Source organism: Marinobacter sp. JSM 1782161, from assembly GCF_011421605.1.
GTDB classification, from domain to species: domain Bacteria; phylum Pseudomonadota; class Gammaproteobacteria; order Pseudomonadales; family Oleiphilaceae; genus Marinobacter_A; species Marinobacter_A bohaiensis.
Window position 1 is genome coordinate 2,111,022 of the sequence record NZ_WSSA01000002.1, and the last position, 16,380, is coordinate 2,127,401.

Sequence of the window (16,380 nt, forward strand, 5' to 3'; positions counted from 1 at the left end):
GGAGGTGGAGGCTAGCGCTCCCCCCGGGCCCGCTCGATGCGGCCGCGCACCGCTTCCATCAGTTCCGGCAGCTGCTCACGACCGTAGCCGGCCGTGTCCAGCGGTTCACCCACCACAAAATCCACCGGCTGTCCCAGGTTGATCTGGCAGGTCCGCGCCGGCAGCACTTTCTCGTTGCCGCGAATGCCTACCGGCACGATCACCGCCTGCGTATCCAGCGCCAGGTGGAAACAGCCCTTCTTGAACGTGCCCAGCGAGCCGTCGGCCGAGCGCGTGCCTTCCGGTGCGGCCCAGAGCACGATGCCGCTCTCCATCATGTCGCGGGCCGTCTGCAGGTCCTCCAGCGCACGCTGGTGGTTGGAGCGATCGATCGAGGGAAATTCCCCCGCCCGCATGGCCGGGCCCAGCAGCGGGATCCGGAACAGCTCTTTCTTGGCCAGCATGCGGATCGAACCCGGCAGCGCCACGAAACTCAGGGGAATGTCATAGTGACTGGCGTGGCTGCATAGGATGAGGTAGCGCCGGCCATCCTCGAAATCCGGGATGCGCCCCTCCACGTTCAGGTTCACCCGCACCAGACGCAGCAGCAACGCCGACCAGTCCCGCGTGTAGCGATCCACCCGTTCCCGTGTCAGCCGCCCCAGCAGGGCCCGCACCAGGATCAGCGAGGAATACAGCGACGTCACCCCGATCGAGCCCAGAACAACCATCACGCGCCGCATTAACGTGGCGGACTCCACGATCGGATTCACCGTCAGCCGGATCATACGTCTACTTCCTTCGTCGCTGCGCGGCCCCAGGCCGGCAAAAAGCCGCCATATTAGCGCTTCGAAAAATAGCGGAACAGTCTAAGCCTGAGCTTGATCACCCCTCCCCGCCCGTCTAAAGGAAATGTATAGGTGCGCGTCATGCAGTCGCCATGAGCAACGTCACTCATCGCCGTTCAAAACAGCAACATGGTTTGTCCTGACAACACGCTGACGAGACAGCGCGTCTTCGCGACAAGAATAAGGAGAAGAACCATGCCTCAACACCCTACCCGACGTGACGCGCCGACTCTCAGTCGACGCCAGATCCTGATTGGCGGAGCCGGCACCCTGGCCTCCGTCAGCCTGCTGGGCCTGACGCCGCTGGCCCGCGGCCAGGAAGCCCTCCCCATTCCGGACTTCATCAAGTGGAAACGCACCGACGCCCTGATCGTCCACAGCAACAAGACCATGGAGACCCGTCGCGGCGCCATCGGCACCGGCGTGGTGACCCCCAGTGACATCCTGTTCGTGCGCAACAACCTGCCCACGCCGCCCGAGACCATCGTCGCCGACCGTGACGCCTGGAAAGTGGCGTTCAGCGGCGTCACCGCGCCGCGCTCGATGACCCTGGGTGAGCTCAAGACACTCGGCGTGGAAACCGTCGCCACCGTATTGCAGTGCTCAGGCAACGGACGCGCCTTCTTCCCCCACGGCGCCAGCGGCTCCCAGTGGAGCGTCGGCGCCGCCGGCTGCGTGATCTGGACGGGTGTGCCCATGCGCGAGGTTATCAGAGCCCTGGGCGGCCCCGAATCCGGCGCCCAGTACCTGACCAGCACCGGTGGCGAGGAGCTGCCCGAAGGCCTGGACGAAAAGAGCGTGGTGGTGGAACGTTCGGTGCCGCTGGATGCCATGGAACAGGCCCTGTTGGCCTACGAGATGAACGGCGAACCCCTGCCACTGACCCACGGCGGTCCGCTGCGCATGGTGATCCCGGGCTACTACGGCGTGAACAACGTGAAGTATGTCAAGCACGTCGCCCTGACCAGGACGCAGTCCGACGCCAAGATCCAGGCGTCCGGCTACCGCGTCCGCCCGGTGGGCGAGAAAGGCGCGCCGAAACAGCCGTCGATGTGGGCGATGAATGTGAAATCCTGGATTACCGGCCCACTGGACGCCGCCCCGGCCGGGCGCAACCTGATCCATGGCGTCGCGTTCGGCGGCACCGAATCGCTGCACGGGGTCGAGGTGTCGCTGGATAACGGCGAAAACTGGCGGGCGGCGCCATTCATCGGTCCCGATCTGGGCCCGTTCGCCTGGCGTCCCTTCGTCCTCGCGGCGGACCTGTCCGCCGGCGAGTACCGAATGGTCAGTCGCGCCACCGACGCCAAGGGCAACAGCCAGCCCCGTGAACGGCCCGACAACGAACGCGGATACGGCCACAACGGCTGGGAAGACCACGGCGTCACCGTCACGGTGAGCTGACGGGACGCGCGCGATGCTGAGAATCCTGCTGTTGGCTTTGGGCCTGGCGGCTGCCGAGGTATTTGCTCAGGATCCGGGCCGGATCGTGTTCACCCAGACGGCACAGCCCACCTGCGCCCTGTGCCACACCCTCGCGGATGCCGGCTCGAGCGCCGAGATCGGCCCCGATCTGGACCAGCTCAAACCCACGGCGGAACAGGTGGTCACCGCGGTACGCTACGGTGTCGGGATCATGCCGGCGTTCGAAGAGAGTCTGTCGGAGGCGGAAATCGATGCGGTGGCGCAGTACGTGGCCCGGGTGACCGGAGCCGATCTGAACGCGTCGAACGGCGCTGGCCATCACGGCGACCGGAAAAAAATGCATCCTCCCTGATGCGATCCTGCTTCCTGCTACCGTTTTGGCCACAACGGTTGGTACCGCGCTATTCAACAACACGATGCAGTCGCTGTACTGAGCAGTGTCGGTCATTCCCATGACAGTCACATGACAATGTCGTTCCCGTCCTGTGCCATACTCCCGGTTCCGTTTCAGCCGCCAACGCCGATGCACAAGGACACGCCCATGGAACTGCTACTGTTTGGTGCCACCGGTGCGGTGGGCCGTCAGGTGCTGCAACAGGCCCTCGATACGCCCGGGATCCGACGGATCACGGCTCCCACGCGCCGGCCTCTGGCGCCACACGACAAACTGGACAATCCGGTGCTGGATTTCCGCTCGCCGCTGCCCGATGCCGACTGGTGGCGCGCCGATGCCCTGATCTGCTGCCTGGGCACCACGCTGAAACAGGCTGGTGGCAAGGCCGGTTTTCACGCCATCGACCACGACCTGGTGCTGGCCGTGGCCCAGCGCGCCCACGATGCCGGAACGCCGGTCATGGTGCTCAATTCGTCGATGGGCGCGAACGCTCGCAGCCTCAGCTTCTACCTGCGAACGAAAGGCGAGGTGGAGCAGGCGCTGCAGACCATGGGGTTTGATCGACTGGTGCTGGTGCGGCCGTCGCTGATCGACGCACAGCGGGAAGAAAAGCGGCGGGGAGAGGACCTGGGGCTGATGCTGGGCCGGCGTCTGGGCTCACTGATACCGGCCCGCTATCGACCGGTCACGGCCCGCGACATCGCCGCCTGCATGATCGACAGCGTGTCGCGCCCCGGCGCCCTGGAAATGATCGGGTCGGACGCCATCGCCCGGGCCGGGAACAGCCCGGGCTAGTGCCCCTTAACCAACATTCCGCCTATTAAGGGGCTCCAGGGACTCAGGCCTGCTTCTGGCGGAACTCCATGGCGACGGAGTTCAGGCAGTAGCGCTGGCCGGTGGGCGGCGGACCGTCCGGAAACACGTGCCCCAGGTGGCTGTCGCAGCGCGGACAGCGGATTTCCGTGCGCACGCGGCCCAGGCTGGTGTCTTCCAGATAGCGGATGTGGTCCGGATCGAACGGCGAGAAAAAGCTGGGCCAACCGGTGCCGGAGTCGAACTTGTGCTCGGACGTGAACAGCGGCAGGTCGCACAGCCGGCAGTGGTAGACGCCGTCCATCTTGTTGTCGAGCAGGGTGCCGCAGAACGGCTGCTCGGTGCCGTGGTCCAGCAGCACGGTGCGCTCTTCCTCGGTCAGGCCGGCGGCCTTCTGCTCGATTTCTTCCGCAGTCAGCGGGGTCAGGTCGTAACCCGCTTCGGATTGGGACATGGTCTTACTCCTCATGCCTGATCATCGTTGAATTCGGGTTTCAGTCGGTCACCGAACTGATCCCGAAGTTTTTCCACCTTGGGCGCCGCAGCCGCCATCACATAGGGCTGGAACGGATTCCGCGCAGCAAAATTCTGGTGGTAGTCTTCCGCCGGGTAGAAGGCGTCGAGCGGCTCCAGGGTGGTGACCACCGGTGCCTCATAGACCCCCGCTTCATCCAGCTTGCGGATATAGGCCTCGGCCACCCGCTTCTGATCCTCGTTCTCGTAGAACACCGAGGAGCGGTACTGGGTGCCGCGGTCGTTGCCCTGACGGTTGAGTTGGGTCGGGTCGTGGGCCACCGAGAAGAAAATCCGCAGCAGCTCACCGTAGCTGGTCCGCGCCGGGTCGTAACGCACTTCGATCACCTCCGCGTGGTCGGTGGTGCCAGTGCAGACGGCATCGTAGTTGGCGGTGTCCGCACTGCCGCCGGCATAGCCGGAGGTCACGGCGGTAACGCCATCCAGCGCCATATAGACGGCTTCGGTGCACCAGAAACAGCCGCCACCGAGTACCGCGCGCTGCTCGCCGGCGTCGGCGGGCAGCTCCAGGTCGTTGTCCGGTGCCGGGAACCGGCTGCGGGGCACGCTCATGCCCGGCAGGTCACAGGACTGGCTCATGATTCCTCCTGAGGTCGCATTACCCTTCGTAAACTCTCATTTTGTCGATATCCACAGGCATTTACCAATCGCGGATGTCACCCATTGCCTCGTGTCCTGCATCCGACATGAGCCGTCGGTAACGGTTCCACGTTTACGACCCATCGGCTTGGGGCCATACTGAAAGCAGAATCCCGTCACCTTTCAGCGTGTCCATCGCGTCCATGCGCCATCCCAGAAGCGGCAGGATGCAAGGAGCGGACAATGACCCATGTTGCACCGAAACCGCAACACGACGACGAATTGCTTGAATACCGGCTCGCCCTGCGCCTGGGCCCGGTCCACGCCCGCCAGCGGCTGGGTATCGAACGCGAGTTCGAATCCCGCCTGGTCGACCCCGGCGGTCATTTCTGCCATGTGGAAAAGTGGTATTCCCTGCACGGCCTGATTCGCGGCTGCCTGCGCCTGAGCGGCCTGCTCGGACGTGCCGAGAGCAACGCCCGGCGCATGCGCACGGTTGAGCATCGCTTCGTGCTCCCCCACCTGCCCGAAGCCTTCGAAGGCTTCCGCATTCTGCACCTGACCGACCTGCACGTGGACATGGACGCGCCCATGCTGGAGGCCATCATCCAGCACGTCGAAGGCATCGACTACGACCTGTGCGTGCTGACCGGTGACTACCGCAAGCTCACCTGGGGCCCGATCGAGGCCAGCCTGGAAGGCATGCGACGCCTGCGCCGCGTGCTGCGCGGCACGCCCCTGGCGGTACTGGGCAACCACGACAGCATCCGCATGCTGCCGCCGCTCGAGGACATGGGCTACCAGGTGCTGCTCAACGAGCACACCGCCATCGAACGCGACGGCAACCATCTCTACGTGGCCGGCGTGGACGACGCTCACTTCTATAAGGTGGACAACCTGCAGCGCGCCGCCGAGGGCATCCCCAACGGCAAGGCTACGCTGCTGCTCAGCCACACGCCCGAAATCTGGCGGCAGGCGGCCCATGCCGGCTACGACCTGTTCCTGTGCGGCCACACCCACGGCGGCCAGATCTGCCTGCCCGGCGGGATTCCGGTGCTACTGGATGCGGATTGCCCGCGCTTCGTCGGCAAGGGGCCGTGGCAACATGCGGGAATGCAGGGCTACACGTCCTGCGGTGCGGGGACGTCAATGGTTCACGCGCGGCTGAACTGCCCGCCGGAGGTGAATCTGCATACGTTGACGCGGGGGACGGGTTAGAAGCTTAGGGATCCGGACGGGCCCTCGCGATCCCCGGCAGCCCGGCAGGCTGCTCCGAAGCTGAAGCTTCGGCTACATGGGGCCTGGGAAACCGCGAAAATGTAGCGGAAGCTTTAGCTTCCGAGGCCGCCGCAGGTGGCCCGCCGCAAACCTCAAGATCCGCAACCGCCCCCTCAATGCGGCTGCCGGCGGATGCCCAGCCGATACAGCAGCGGCGAGAGCAGCATGTCCGCCAGCATGAACAGCAGCACGGTGACGGCCACCTCCTGCCAGTTGTAGTCCAGCCAGAATGCCCCCATGCCCACCGGCAGGATCGCTTCAGGAAGCTGATCCAGCCCGGTGGCGCGGGAGCTGGAGCGCAGATGCCGGCGGCGCTTGATGAAGCTGCTGAACAGATCCCCCAGCAACGCCAGCGCGCCAAACATCACGCCGAACGGACCACCCAGTCCCAACAACAGGCTCACCACCGTGCAGGCGGTGACGCCGATGATCAGGCCGCGCCAGGTCTTGCTGTCCCCCAGCAGGCGTTCGCCGTCGCGCCATAGCCGGCCGCCGTCGACCGGCTGCGCGCCGTGGCGCCCCAGCAGGTAACGCCCCAGCACCGGCGACCCGTTGGCCGCCAGCAGGAGCAGCAACAGCTGGACGGTCAGTTCAAACGACACGGGTCAGCTTTCCAGCCCCCCGTGGGTCAGTTTCAGGGGATCGAGAATGGCCTCCAGTTGGCTGCGGGACAGATCCGTGCGTTCCTCCGCCACGTCCAGGATCGAGCGGCCGCTGGCGTAGGCTTCCTTGGCGATCTCCGCCGCCCGGCTGTAGCCGATTTCCGGGTTGAGGGCAGTGACCAGCACCGGATTGCGCCCCACCGCTTCGGCCAGGTGGTCGGCGTTGACGGTAAAGCCGGCGATGGCCTTATCCGCCAGCCCCCGGGAGGCATTGCTCAGCAACTGCAGCATGTCCACCAGGTTGGCGCCCACCAGCGGCAGCATGACGTTGAGCTGGAAGTTGCCGGACTGCCCGGCCATGGCGACGGTGCTGTCGAGTCCCATCACCTGCACCGCCACCATGGCGGTGGATTCGGGAATCACCGGGTTCACCTTACCCGGCATGATGCTGCTGCCCGGCTGCAGGGCCGGCAGACTGATCTCGGCCAGGCCGTGGATGGGACCGCTGTTCATCCAGCGCAGGTCGTTGGCGATCTTCATCAGCACCACCGCCACGCCACGCAGCTGGGCGGAGAAATTCACCGGAGCGTCCACCGCACTCTGACCGACGAACTTGTGATCCAGGGACCGGAAATGCAGGCCGGTATCGTCGTTCAGCGCGGCGACGAAACGCTCGGCGAACTGGCTGTGTGCGTTGACGCCGGTGCCCACGGCGGTGCCGCCCTGGGGCAGCCCCAGCAGGTCGTCGCAGGCCCATTCCACCCGCTTCTGGGCGGCGGCCAGTTGCTCGCGCCAGGTCTGCAGTTCCTGCCCCAGGGTGACCGGCATGGCGTCCATCAGGTGGGTGCGCCCAGTCTTGACGGTCTCCGCCAGTTCCGCTTCCCGCTCGTAGATAGCCCCCTGCAGGTGCGACAGCGCCGGGACCAGCACCGCCTGGGCCTGGGTGACGGCACTGACGTGGATGGCGGTGGGTATCACGTCGTTGGAGCTCTGGCTCATGTTGACGTGGTCGTTGGGATGCACGTCGTCGCCGTCCATCCGCGCCAGGCGGGCAATCACCTCGTTGACGTTCATGTTGGTGCTGGTGCCCGATCCGGTCTGATAGACATCGATCGGGAACTGGTCGCGGTGCTCGCCCCACAACAGGGTGTCGCAGGCCTTGAGGATCGCGTCCCGGTGCGCATCCTGCAGCAATCCCAGCTTGGCGTTGGCCTGGGCCGCCGCACGCTTGACCCGCACCACCGCCTCAATGAACGCCGGCGGCATGGGACGGCCGCTGATCGGGAAATTGTCGACGGCACGCTGGGTTTGCGCGCCCCAAAGCGCGTCAGCCGGCACTTTGACGTCGCCCAGGCTATCCTTTTCGACCCGGAATTCACTCATGGCAGCCTCCTTTACCTGAACATGAAGCCTATGACTATGGCATGAAAGAGTGGCGTAAGAGAGTGGCGTGACAGAGCGCTGACGACACGACCTGAGCCTGGCCCAACCGGCCATCAGCCCTCTGGATTATGCCTGAGCCTCACATGATCACAGACCCCGGTCACTTGAGAAAAGTTCAGGATCAGGGTGTGGACCGTGTTGGTGTACGTGTCGTGCAGGTGAAACTTGAACCGTTTCTGCGGCTCGCCCTGGAGATACGCATCGTATTCCCGGACCAGTTCACGCACGTCGCCTCCGGAGTCCTGCGACCAGGTGGCATTAAACGGCCCCAGGACCGCGCCGCCGCTGAGACACACGGTCACTTCGTGGTTGGTCAGAGCGTTTTCGGTGGTTTGCATTGTTTTCACCTCGCTTTCAACCGATTCCCGGAACCCGGCGGGCTCGCCGGGCACTCCCCTTCCAGACGGTGACGTCCATTCCAGAAGTGTAGTCAGGTTTGCCGGCGACGATGTAGGACGTTCGGAGGGCTGGCCGGTCCGGACTCAGGCAAACAGGCTGGTCAGCAGGGCGCGCAGGCGGTTGGGTTTGACGGGCTTGTTAAGCACCGGGAAATACTGGGTTTTCAGGAAACGCCGGCAGGCGTCGCTGCGATCGGCGGTGATGATGGCGGCGGGAATATCCCGCCCCACAGCCCGCCGGATGGCGTAGATCGCCTCGCAGCCGGTACGCCCGTCGTCCAGGTGGTAATCCGCCAGGATCGCTTCGGGCACGGTTACTGTCCCGTCTTCAAGGCCCCGCAGCGCGACCTGCGCGTCGGCGACGCAGGACACCTCGCAGCCCCACTGTGCCAGCAGGGCCTCCATGCTCGCCAGGATGTCCGGCTCGTTGTCGATCACCAGGATACGCCGCCCCGCCAGGGAATGCGGCTCCGGCATCGCCTGGCCGGCCCCTGCGGCCGCCGGCCGGGGATGCGCCAGCGGCAGGATCACACTGAAGCGCGAACCGACGCCGGGGCGGGAGTGCACCTCGATGCGATGGTCCAGCATGCGCACCATGCGGTCGACAATGGCCAACCCCAGCCCCACCCCCTTGCGTCCGCCCGTGTGGGGGGCGCTGAGCTGATGGAACTCACGGAAGATATCCTCCAGCCGGTCGTCGGGAATGCCCATGCCCGTATCCCAGACTTCGATATGCAGGTCGTCCGTGCGGCGGCGAACGTTCAGCAGCACGCCGCCCTCCTGGGTGTAACGAAACGCGTTGGTGAGCAGGTTGCGCAGGATGCGGGTCATCATGCGGGCATCGGTGTGGACGATGCCCGGCCGGGACCGGACTTTCAGCCGCAGGTGGGCGTTCTCCGCCACCGGTTCGAACTCGCCGGCCAGGGCCTGGATGAGGTCGTCGATGTCCAGGTAGGTGCGGTCGGGCTGGATCGCCTGCTGGTCCAGCTTGGAGATGTCCAGCAGGTCCGCCAGCAGGTCTTCGGCGCCTTCCAGCGCCCGGTGCACGCGATCGACCAGTTGCGCCTCGGCGTTCGGCAGGGCCCGGTCCTGCAGCGTCGAGACCAGCAACCGGGCGGCGTTGAGCGGCTGCATCAGGTCGTGACTGGCCGCCGCCAGGTACTTGTCCTTGCTACGGTTGGCTTCCTCGGCGGCCTGGATCGCCACCACCAGCTCCGCCTCGATTTTCTCGCGTTCGCCAATCTCCCGGCGCAGGCCGCTGTTGGCGTCGCGCAGCGCGGCGGTGCGTTCCTTGACCCGCAGCTCCAGTTCGCTGTTGACCTGTTCCAGCCGCGCCCGGGCCTGCTGGCGTTCGGTGATGTCCGCCACGAACGCCTCCACCACTTCCGGCCCCAGATCCGGGCGCCACAGCAGGGTCAGCGCCACGTCCACCTGACCGCCGTCGCGGCGCATCAGGCGCAGCTCGCGGGCACGCACCTGGCCGTCGGACAGCAGCGTCAGGCGCACGTGGTCGAAATCCCGCACGCTGGCAAACAGCTGCTCGCGCAGGCGCACGATGGCGCCGGTCAGCGCAGCCGGCGATGCATAGCCGCAAATGTCCGCCATCGCCGGGTTGCAGGAAATCAGGCCGCCGCGCAGGTTGCCCTGGAAAATGCCGTGCAGGGCGTTGTCGAACAGCCACTTGTAGCGGTTGCGCTCGGCTTCCAGGTCGGCGATCCGCTCCAGCAGCGCCGGGTAATAACTCTTGCGCGCCGAATGGCTGCCCAGGCCGAGCAGGTCTTCGACGTTGTAGTCGCCGGCACCGCCGTCATCGCGACCGGGGGTATCAGAGGGCTTCTTCATACACTGCTTCAACGTCCCGCCGGGACGACTTGCGTGGGTTGGTCAGGATGCACGGGTCCTGCAGGGCGAAACCGGACAGGGACGGAATATCGTCCACGCGCACGCCCAGCTCGCCGAGGCGTTTCTCCAGCCCCACGTTGCGTTTGAGTTCGGCGATCCGGCCCAGCAGGCGCTGGCGCACGGTGGCCGTGGTCATACCCCGGGTGTCGATGCCCAGCGTCTCGGCAATGCGCTTGAAGCGGTCCTCGCAGGCGCTGTAGTTGTAGGCGACGACGTGGTCCAGCAGCATCGCGTTGCACAGGCCATGAGGCAGGTCCAGGAAGCCGCCCAGACTGTGGGACATGGCGTGCACCGCCCCCAGGATGGCGTTGGAAAAGGCCAGACCGGCCTGCATTGAGCCCAGCATCACCTGCTCGCGCAGGTGGGCGTCGGACGGGTTGGCCACCAGCGGCTCCAGATGGGTGTTGATCAGGTGGATCGCCTCCAGCGCGTGGGAGTCGGTCAGCGGGCCGCTGCCGGTAGAGACGAACGCCTCGACGGCGTGCACCATGGCGTCCACGCCGGTGCAGGCGGTCAGGAACACGTCCATGGTCTGGGTCACTTCCGGGTCGATCAGCGCCACATCGGGCACCACCGCCTTGGAAATGATGGAAAACTTGAAGCGCCGGTCCGGGTCGGAAATGATCGCGAACTGGGACACATCCGCCGAGGTGCCGGCGGTGGTCGGAATCAGGATCAGCGGCGGCGACGGCAGTGTGATGGTGTCGACGCCCTCGAAGTCGAGAATGCTGCGCCCATGGGCGCTGACGATGCCGATGCCCTTGGCGCAATCCATCGGGCTGCCGCCGCCGATAGCGACGATCACGTCACAGCCCGCCGACCTGTAGAGTTCCGCGCCGTGCATCACCTCCGCAACCCGGGGATTGGGGGACACGCCGGTAAAGACGGTGACGGCGAAACCCGCTTCCAGCAGCAAGGCCTCGACCTCGAAGACCCAGCCGGCGGCGGCCACGCCGGGGTCGGACACCAGCAGCACCCGGCGCGCGCCGAAGTGGCTGGCAAAGTTGGCGACCGCCTTGCGGGATCCGGCGCCAAAGACGATTTCGGGAGCAACGAATTTGCGCAGGTTCGTGACGTCTTGAGCCATGGTCGATCTCATTATTATTGTGTTGTGTCGAATGCGCTTGAGCGCTTACCCAGTTTAACGGAAGACCGACGGTTCCGCCCTATTCCGGATCGACCTCGGGCGGTCGGTCAGCCCTCCTCCAGCGCCTGCCGGAAGAAGCGTAACGTCCGCTCCATCACCGTGACCTGATTCTCCGCATGACGGAAGCCGTGGCCCTCGTCGGCGAAACGCACCACCTCCACCGGCACGCCGCAGCGACGCAGCACGTGGGCCATGGACTCGGTCTGCTCCGGCACCACCACCGCGTCCTGCTCGCCCTGGAAGAAAATCACCGGGCAGGTGATGCGGTCGGCCCAGAACAGCGGCGTACGCTGCTGCCAGGTCACCCGCTCGGTGTCCGGATCGCCCAGCAACCAGTCCAGGTAACCGGATTCAAAGCGATGGGTCATGTGGCGCAGGGACTCCGGGTCGCTCACCCCGAACAGGCTGGCGCCGGCGCGGAACACCGGGCTATGGATCAGCGCGTTGAGCACCGTAAACCCACCGGCGCTGCGCCCCATGATGAAGGCCCGCTCGCCGTCCACCAGCTGTTCCCGCGCCAGGTGGCTGACGCCGTCGCAGATGTCCTCGTGATCGGACGCCCCCCAACGCCCCTGCAGCGCCATGCGGAACGCCCGGCCGTAGCCGGTGCTTCCGCGGTGATTGACGTCCGCCACCGCAAAGCCGTGAGATGTCCAGAACGCCACTTGGGGATCGAACACCGGATAGGCGGCGGACGTGGGCCCGCCGTGTACGCGCATGACCACCGGCGGCGGCTGGCTCGCCTCCACCATCGGCCGGTACAGGAAGCCGTGTACCGGCTGACCGTCGCGGGCATCGAGGCTGAAGGGCTCCGGCGGCGCCATTTCCTGGCAGGCGGGCGTCTGCTCACCGCCCGCCAACGTCTCACAGTCGCCGGTTTCCGGGTCGATGCGCACGACGCTGTCGAGCCGGTAGGGGCTGCGGGCAATCGCATGGATCCGGCGATCCATCACCTGCAGGTGGCGGAAATCGGTGTACGCCTCCGCCAGCCGCCTCTCGAGTCGGCCCTGCTCATCCACCAGCACCAGTGAGCCCAGGCCGGACTGGTACTGGACGCGCGCCCAGCGCTCGCCGTCCAGCCAGGCGTCATGGCGCTCATCCAGCTGCCAGGGGGCGTTGGCGTGATCGCAGCGATCCCGCGACAGTATCCGCCAGCCGTTGCCGTCATCCACCCGGTAAGGCAGCCACCAGCCACCGTGGTCCGACAGCGCGTAGAGGGCATCGCCGACATAGCGCGGCTGCTGGATCGACGCCGGTGCCGGGGCGGAGCAGTCTTCCACCGCCGCCACCTGGCCGGAACGGTCCAGTACTGCCCGCCGCAGCCGGGTCTGCTCCCAGGGCATCGCCGGCAAGGTCCACTCGACCCAGGCCAGCAGGCGGCCGTCGGCCGACAGCGTGGGGCAGCCCATATTGATCGGCCCGCGCTCGGCCCCGGCCAGCGTCAACAGGGCACCGGTCTCCACCTCCAGCGCCACCAGGCTCTGCCCCACCCCGAAGCCGTCGTCCAGGTGCTCGCACACCGCCAGGATGCGGCCGCGACGCGGGTCCGCCACCAAACCGCCAAAACGACACTCGGGTTTGTCGCTCACGGCGCTGAGCGCGCCGCTGTCCAGGTCGAGGCGATAAATTTGCTGGTCGCCGCCGCTGACCAGGTAAACGGCGCCCTGCATCACGCAGAACGCACCGCCCCCGTAGCCGTTGACCTGGCTGCGCACGCCGAACTCGCGGGGCGTCAGCCGGCGGGCTTCGCCGTCACGCCAGGCGTGCAGCCCCACCAGCCCGGTGGCCGGATCGCTCTCCAGCCAGAACACGCCGCCCTCGGCACAGCGCAGGTTGTCGCGCTGGGCGTAGGCACCCACGGCGGCGTGCGCGGAAAGAGCGGCCACCGGAGGGTCAGGCCTTGACGATCACCCGCGAATTGCGGGCGTTACGGTAGGTCAGGTCCGCCAGGCCGGCGGTGGCGTGGTCCGCCGCACGCCGGGCCGCCAGCACGCGTTCGTGATGGGGCGACTTGTCGCACACCGGGTCGGCGTTGTCAGCATCGCCGGTCAGCAGGTAGGCCTGGCAGCGGCAGCCGCCGAAGTCCTTGTGCTTCTCGTCGCAGGAGCGACAGGGCTCGGGCATCCAGGCGTCGCCGCGGTAATGGTTGAAGCCGGAGCTGTCGTACCAGATCGACTGCAGGGCGTGTTCCTGCACGTTGGGAAACTCGATCGGCAGGATGCGAGCGCTGTGGCACGGCAGCGCGGTACCGTCCGGCGTGACGGTCAGGAAGATGCTGCCCCAGCCGTTCATGCAGGCCTTGGGGCGCTCTTCGTAATAGTCCGGGGTGACGAAGATCAGCTGCATGGCCGAGCCGGCCGCCTGCAGTCGCTCGCGGTGTTCGTTGACCGTCTTCTCGGCGGTGGCCAGTTGCGCCGCCGACGGCATCAGCCCCTCGCGGTTTTCGAAAGCCCAGCCGTAGTACTGGCAGGTGGCCAGTTCGACATAGTCCGCGCCCAGCTCTTCACACAGGCGGATAATGTCGTCCATCTGGTGGATGTTGTGGCGATGGATGACGAAGTTGAGGACCATCGGATAGCCCTCGGCGTGCACCGCCCGGGCCATGGCCAGCTTGCTGTCGAATGCCTTGCGCGAGCCCGCGACGGCGTTGTTCAGTTCCGGGTCGGAGGCCTGGAAACTGACCTGGATGTGGTCCAGCCCGGCCTCGCGGAACTGTTTGACCTTGCCTTCGGTCAGGCCGATGCCGGACGTAATGAGATTGGTGTAGAAGCCCAGCTGGCGCGCTTCGGCGATCAGCTCGGGCAGGTCCGGGCGCACCAGCGGCTCACCGCCGGAGAAACCCAGTTGGGCCGCGCCCATGGCCCGGGCTTCGCGCAACACGCGGATCCAGGCCTCGGTGTCCAGCTCCTGCCCCTGCTGGGCGAAATCCAGCGGGTTGGAGCAGTACGGACACTGCAGCGGGCAGCGGTAGGTCAGTTCCGCCAGCAGCCAGAACGGCGGTCCCGGCCGGGGGTTACTCAAGGATGATCCAGTGTCGCTCACGGGCTTCCTCCAGGAACTGGCAGATGTCCTCGGACAGGTCACCGGCGTCGGGGAATCGGGCCTGCAGGCTGTCGATGATCTGGCCGACGGTTTGCTCGCCGTTCACTTCCCCAAGAATAGCACCGGCGCTCTCGTTGAGCTTAACCATGCCCTCCGGGTACAGCAGCACGTGGGCCTGCTGGGCCGGCTCCCACTGGAAGCGGAAACCCGGGCGCAGTTTCGGCGTTTGCGTTTTCATCGATCGAGTCCCCGATGCCAGACCTGGGCATCCGTCACGGTATGGTACGGCGGCGTCTTGTGGACGTAGGCCATGGTCAGCGCGTCGAGCAGGCTCCAGAGGATGTCCAGTTTGAACTGCAGGATGTCCAGCGCCCGCTGCTGCTGTTCCGCCGTGGTGAAATGATCCAGGGTGATGGTCAGGCCGTGTTCCACGTCGCGGCGGGCCTCGCCCAGGCGCTTGCGGAAGTAGCCGTATCCATTGTCCTCGATCCAGGGGTAGTGCTGCGGCCAGCTGTCCAGCCGCGACTGGTGGATCTCCGGCGCAAACAGCTCGGTCAGTGACGAGCAGGCCGCCTCCTGCCAGGTCGCCCGCCGCGCGAAGTGGTAGTAGGCGTCCACCGCAAAGCGCACTCCGGGCAGCACGTGGCGCTGATCAATCACCTCGCCCCGGCTCAGGCCGACCGCTTCGGCCAGCCCCAGCCAGGCTTCGATGCCGCCGTCCTCGCCTTCGGCGCCGTCGTGATCGAGCACCCGCTGCAGCCACTGGCGCCGCACTGAGGCATCCGGGCAGTTGGCCATGATGGCGGCATCCTTGCGCGGGATGTTCACCTGGTAGTAGTAGCGGTTCGCCACCCAGCCCTGGATCTGTTCGCGGGTGCATTCCCCGGCGTACATGGCCCGGTGGTACGGGTGGTGGATGTGGTAGTACTGGCCTTTGTCGCGCAGGGCCTGCTCAAAGGCGGCCCGGTCCAGCGGCTGTTCGATGCGGCTCATTCGGTTCCCCCCTCCCGTTCCAGGTCCAGATGCATCCCGTCCCAGGCCACTTCGATGCCGTGGCGGTCGAGGATCGCGCGCTCCGGGGAATCCTCGTCCAGGATCGGGTTGGTGTTGTTGATGTGAATCAGGATCTTGCGTCGCGCCGGCATCGTATCGAGCAACTCGATCATGCCGCCCGGGCCATTCTGGGCCAGGTGCCCCATCTCCTGACCGGTCTTGCTGCCCACGCCCCGGCGTTTCATTTCATCGTCGTCCCACACGGTGCCGTCCACCAGCAAGATGTCGGCGCGGCGCATCCAGGCTTTCAGACGGTCGTCCGGCTGGCCCAGGCCCGGCGCGTAAAGCACCGTGGTGCCGCTGCGGGTGTCCTCGATGAACAGGCCCACGTTGTCCCCCGGGATGGTCTTGCCGCGGCGCGGCGAATACGGCGGCGCGTTGCTCAGCAGCGGCAGGGCCGTCAGGCGCAGGGACGGGGCGGCGGGCATCGTGAACACGGTCTCGTCGCCATAGGGCATCTCGTGCCAGTTCAGGCCGCCGTTCCAGTGCTCCAGCATGGTGAACAGCGGGAAACCGGTGGACAGGTCCTCATGGACTTGGGGCGTGCACCAGACATCGAACGGGCAGCCTTCGCGCAGAGTCAGCAGGCCGGTGGTGTGGTCGATCTGGCTGTCCATCAGCAGCACCGCATCGATGCCCGTGTCACGCACGGCGCGGGCCGGCTGCAAGGGGGCAAACGCCGCCAGCTGGGCGCGTATATCGGGGGAGGCATTGCACAGGATCCAGCGCTCGCCGTCTTCGCTAATGACAATCGACGACTGGGTGCGCGCACGGGCATTGAGGGTGCCGTCGCGCAGGCCCTGGCAGTTGGTGCAATTGCAGTTCCACTGGGGGAAGCCCCCTCCGGCAGCGGAACCGAGAACATGAATCTGCATGGGGGATCTCCGGAACGCAAACGGCCGGCTGTGGGAGCCGGCCGTTCAATCAATCTGCTTACGCAGCT

17 protein-coding genes are annotated in these 16,380 nt (G+C 66.2%); 4 read left to right on the forward strand and 13 right to left on the reverse strand.

All coding sequences use genetic code 11. The annotated features are described in order from the left end of the window. Positions 1-11 precede the first annotated feature (11 nt). Positions 12-767, reverse strand: a complete 756-nt coding sequence (locus GQB00_RS09380; RefSeq protein ID WP_165856014.1) for a lysophospholipid acyltransferase family protein — start codon at positions 765-767, stop codon at positions 12-14. 255 nt (positions 768-1,022) lie between these two features. Between GQB00_RS09380 and GQB00_RS09385 the strand changes: the two genes are divergently transcribed. The 3 genes from GQB00_RS09385 to GQB00_RS09395 all read left to right on the forward strand — a co-directional run bounded on the left by GQB00_RS09385 (position 1,023) and on the right by GQB00_RS09395 (position 3,441). After that, entirely contained in the window at positions 1,023-2,231 is a 1,209-nt protein-coding gene (locus GQB00_RS09385; protein WP_165856015.1) for a sulfite oxidase, read from the forward strand. A gap of 13 nt (positions 2,232-2,244) precedes the next feature. Continuing rightward, the gene (locus tag GQB00_RS09390) at positions 2,245-2,604 is read left to right on the forward strand and encodes a c-type cytochrome (RefSeq protein WP_165856016.1); all 360 of its coding nucleotides are present in this window, start codon (positions 2,245-2,247) and stop codon (positions 2,602-2,604) included. 189 nt (positions 2,605-2,793) lie between these two features. After that, a complete protein-coding gene (locus GQB00_RS09395) occupies positions 2,794-3,441 on the forward strand; it encodes an NAD(P)H-binding protein (RefSeq protein ID WP_165856017.1) in 648 nt (215 codons plus the stop codon). Positions 3,442-3,484: 43 nt separating this feature from the next. On the opposite strand, the gene msrB is transcribed toward GQB00_RS09395, so the two are convergent. Next, the gene (gene msrB, locus GQB00_RS09400; RefSeq protein WP_111494315.1) at positions 3,485-3,913 is read right to left on the reverse strand and encodes a peptide-methionine (R)-S-oxide reductase MsrB; all 429 of its coding nucleotides are present in this window, start codon (positions 3,911-3,913) and stop codon (positions 3,485-3,487) included. A gap of 11 nt (positions 3,914-3,924) precedes the next feature. Then, on the reverse strand, positions 3,925-4,572 hold the full coding sequence (msrA, locus tag GQB00_RS09405) for a peptide-methionine (S)-S-oxide reductase MsrA (protein ID WP_165856018.1): 648 nt from the start codon (positions 4,570-4,572) through the stop codon (positions 3,925-3,927). A gap of 243 nt (positions 4,573-4,815) precedes the next feature. On the opposite strand from msrA, the gene GQB00_RS09410 reads away from it, so the two are divergent. Further along, entirely contained in the window at positions 4,816-5,790 is a 975-nt protein-coding gene (locus GQB00_RS09410) for a metallophosphoesterase (RefSeq protein WP_165856019.1), read from the forward strand. A 173-nt stretch (positions 5,791-5,963) separates the two neighbouring features. Here GQB00_RS09410 and GQB00_RS09415 read toward each other — a convergent pair whose 3' ends face one another. The 10 genes from GQB00_RS09415 to pqqB all read right to left on the reverse strand — a co-directional run bounded on the left by GQB00_RS09415 (position 5,964) and on the right by pqqB (position 16,312). After that, entirely contained in the window at positions 5,964-6,452 is a 489-nt protein-coding gene (locus tag GQB00_RS09415) for a CDP-archaeol synthase (protein WP_228160497.1), read from the reverse strand. Positions 6,453-6,455: 3 nt separating this feature from the next. Further along, a complete protein-coding gene (locus GQB00_RS09420) occupies positions 6,456-7,835 on the reverse strand; it encodes a class II fumarate hydratase (protein WP_165856020.1) in 1,380 nt (459 codons plus the stop codon). 113 nt (positions 7,836-7,948) lie between these two features. Next, entirely contained in the window at positions 7,949-8,233 is a 285-nt protein-coding gene (locus GQB00_RS09425) for a hypothetical protein (RefSeq protein WP_111496745.1), read from the reverse strand. A gap of 144 nt (positions 8,234-8,377) precedes the next feature. After that, the gene (locus GQB00_RS09430) at positions 8,378-10,135 is read right to left on the reverse strand and encodes a NahK/ErcS family hybrid sensor histidine kinase/response regulator (protein ID WP_165856021.1); all 1,758 of its coding nucleotides are present in this window, start codon (positions 10,133-10,135) and stop codon (positions 8,378-8,380) included. After that, positions 10,119-11,282: an alcohol dehydrogenase-like regulatory protein ErcA gene (ercA, locus tag GQB00_RS09435; RefSeq protein WP_165856022.1), complete on the reverse strand. Its 1,164-nt coding sequence runs from the start codon at positions 11,280-11,282 to the stop codon at positions 10,119-10,121. The genes GQB00_RS09430 and ercA overlap by 17 nt, the downstream gene beginning before the upstream one ends. 107 nt (positions 11,283-11,389) lie before the next feature. Beyond that, entirely contained in the window at positions 11,390-13,228 is a 1,839-nt protein-coding gene (locus GQB00_RS22065; RefSeq protein WP_165856023.1) for a prolyl oligopeptidase family serine peptidase, read from the reverse strand. Between the two features lie 7 nt (positions 13,229-13,235). Further along, positions 13,236-14,363 carry a pyrroloquinoline quinone biosynthesis protein PqqE gene (pqqE, locus tag GQB00_RS09445; RefSeq protein WP_207950647.1) on the reverse strand — a complete coding sequence of 376 codons (1,128 nt, stop codon included), beginning with the start codon at positions 14,361-14,363 and terminating at the stop codon, positions 13,236-13,238. Next, positions 14,356-14,622 carry a pyrroloquinoline quinone biosynthesis peptide chaperone PqqD gene (gene pqqD, locus GQB00_RS09450; RefSeq protein WP_165856025.1) on the reverse strand — a complete coding sequence of 89 codons (267 nt, stop codon included), beginning with the start codon at positions 14,620-14,622 and terminating at the stop codon, positions 14,356-14,358. Before pqqD ends, pqqE begins: the two co-directional genes overlap by 8 nt. Further along, positions 14,619-15,377, reverse strand: a complete 759-nt coding sequence (gene pqqC, locus GQB00_RS09455) for a pyrroloquinoline-quinone synthase PqqC (RefSeq protein ID WP_165856026.1) — start codon at positions 15,375-15,377, stop codon at positions 14,619-14,621. Before pqqC ends, pqqD begins: the two co-directional genes overlap by 4 nt. Then, positions 15,374-16,312: a pyrroloquinoline quinone biosynthesis protein PqqB gene (gene pqqB, locus GQB00_RS09460; protein ID WP_165856027.1), complete on the reverse strand. Its 939-nt coding sequence runs from the start codon at positions 16,310-16,312 to the stop codon at positions 15,374-15,376. Before pqqB ends, pqqC begins: the two co-directional genes overlap by 4 nt. Positions 16,313-16,380: the final 68 nt, after the last annotated feature.